Annotated in this window: 3 protein-coding genes; all 3 read right to left on the reverse strand. The window is 46.0% G+C overall.

Annotated elements, in window-relative coordinates:
- Nucleotides 1-207: 207 nt before the first annotated feature.
- The 3 genes from KKI13_01050 to KKI13_01060 all read right to left on the reverse strand — a co-directional run bounded on the left by KKI13_01050 (nt 208) and on the right by KKI13_01060 (nt 2,307).
- Nucleotides 208-648: an Rrf2 family transcriptional regulator gene (locus tag KKI13_01050; protein ID MBU4487643.1), complete on the reverse strand. Its 441-nt coding sequence runs from the start codon at nt 646-648 to the stop codon at nt 208-210.
- A 129-nt stretch (nt 649-777) separates the two neighbouring features.
- Nucleotides 778-1,563, reverse strand: a complete 786-nt coding sequence (locus KKI13_01055) for a sulfide-dependent adenosine diphosphate thiazole synthase (GenBank protein ID MBU4487644.1) — start codon at nt 1,561-1,563, stop codon at nt 778-780.
- Between the two features lie 348 nt (nt 1,564-1,911).
- Nucleotides 1,912-2,307 (reverse strand): class II SORL domain-containing protein, encoded by a 396-nt coding sequence (locus KKI13_01060; GenBank protein MBU4487645.1) that lies wholly within the window; start codon nt 2,305-2,307, stop codon nt 1,912-1,914.
- Nucleotides 2,308-2,334 lie beyond the last annotated feature (27 nt).

Below are 2,334 nucleotides of genomic sequence, written 5' to 3' on the forward strand. Positions count from 1 at the left end.
AACACTTTTAAATCTTCCTTTGCATCTAAAATACTCATCTCTTCCTCCCATTTTTGTTTGTGAAATAAAAACCCACTACCCTTTCTCTTTTTTGGCAGTGGGTCCGTTTACCTATATATATTTGATATCTACATAGGCATCCCCCTTCTGCCCAAAAAGCAACACATCATCATTTCATAAAAATATAACATCGTCTCTTTCATTCTCCTAAATCGAATAGACCAGCGCGCCCTGCCTGGAATTAACCTCGGAAACCAGCTGTTCGAAGGTTACATGATCTATTATATTAGAAGTCGCTTCTGAAACGTCCTGCCAGATATTTTTGAATACACATCTATACATATCGTGACAATCGGAGTATCCTTTTTTTACGCACGAAATAGGCTCTATAGGGCCGTCTATGAATCGCGCTACATCTCCTACTGTTATGTCGCTTGGGGCTTTTGATAGCAAATAACCGCCGACTTTCCCGCGGCGGCTTTCAACAAACCCGCCTTTCTTTAAATCCAGCAACACCTGTTCCAGAAATTTGACGGGTGCATCAATGCGGCCGGATATTTCGTGAATAGTCACTACATCCTTGCCATAGTGCAGCGCCAGATCTAAAACTGCCTTTAATGCGTAATCGCCTTTATACGTGATTTTCATATAAACCTCTTAACTCTATAATCTCTATCATCATAGTAGAGTATACCACAAAAAAGAAATTTGTCAAGTCTTTTTTTAAAATAATTTCGTGGTTATTTATGGAGCTATAACTACTTGTAATATATATAGTTACAGAATGGCTGGCTCTGCTAACATAGCCATCGCCTCTTTTGCCGCTTTCCTTCCTGAGTAAAGCATCGCTCCAAAGCTGGGGCCCATGCGGGGCAAGCCGTAAACTGTGGCAACGGCCATTCCGCAAACCAAAAGTCCCGGATATACCTCGCCCGTCTTCTCTACGACAGCGTCTTCCGATGAATTGATATCCATCGGCCCAAACGTCTCCATTGCGATTATCTTTCTCTTCTCCAGGCTTTTGCATACCCACGCATCATGGCCCGTCGCGTCTATTACAAGTTTCGATTCTATGGAAATGGGATCGACGCATGTAATCGCCCTTGGAAGCGCCGAGACAGGCGTCCAGTTTATGACTGCGCCTTCTACCCTTTTATTCCGCAATACTACATCGTCAAACTTTGTCATATTAAGGATCCTTGCTCCCGCGTCGCACGCCGCTGAAATAAGCTTGGAGCACGCGTTCGGGCCATCAGCGACAAATAGGCCCTCTTTCACTTCCTTATAGGGTATTTTCAGCTCATCCAGGATTTCATTAGACGGGGCTCTGAATGTCAGGGTATTCATCAGATATCCGCCTATCCAAAAACCCCCTCCTATATAGTTATTGGACTCGACTATTAAAGTTTTAAACCCTTCCCTGCTTAAATCCATTGCGGCCATAAGGCCGCTGGGCCCGCCGCCTATAATCACCGCGTCTGACGTTATATAGTCGCTGAACCACTGACTGAATTCGCCGACTATAGCGCGGCTTACCTCGGCTTCACTTACCCTCTTAAACATGTACTCCTCCTTTCGAATAAAAAACCCTTATGCCGATCGCATAAGGGTATGTTCTGATTATTTTCCCTACGCTGGCATTATCCAGCCCTACTTCGCTCGAATATTTTCATGTTCGAGCTTCGTAGGGGTCTTGCGAAACTGAGCGCAAAAGCTGCTCAGCGAAGCAGACTCAGGTTCAACGGGTCTTCCGCTTGCTCGCGCCCGCCACAAAGCATCAGCGGGCGTCCGCCAAAGTTTTAATGGCGGACGGAACTCTCAGGCCGTCTACGGCCTCCCCTTTATTATTACTTCAATTACATTGACACAAGTATGCTACACCTCTTTCTCTATTACGTCAATGAGAAAATGTTATTCAACCTTTATATCCTTGGCGCTCTGCCACAAACCATGTATGTTGCAATATGAGGCGGCTAAAAGCGTGCCGGGTTTTTCGGTCTTAAAAGAGACCGTGGCCACGGGATGCGTAAAGATGGTGCTTGTATTTGGCCCCTGTCCGGACTCACCATGCGCGGTAAATTCAGCTCTGCCTATTTCGCAGGGAAACTTCTCTCCCTCCGGCAGGAAGTAGACGGCTATCCAGCGGATATGGTGTTCTGTGGTATTGGGGTGCGCTATTTCTTTGCCTACGCTGACCGTGACCTTTGAAAATTCGCCTTTTTTCACCTTATCCAGCGCATCAATCGCCGGAGTATGCTTTTCCTTTTTCCAGTCTGCGGACTGGATCAAATCTTTTAGCTCTGTCATGACTCCCCCCCTCATTTCTTGTGTCGT

This window comes from Candidatus Omnitrophota bacterium, from assembly GCA_018894435.1.
Taxonomy (GTDB): Bacteria; Omnitrophota; Gorgyraeia; order JAHIPI01; family JAHIPI01; genus JAHIPI01.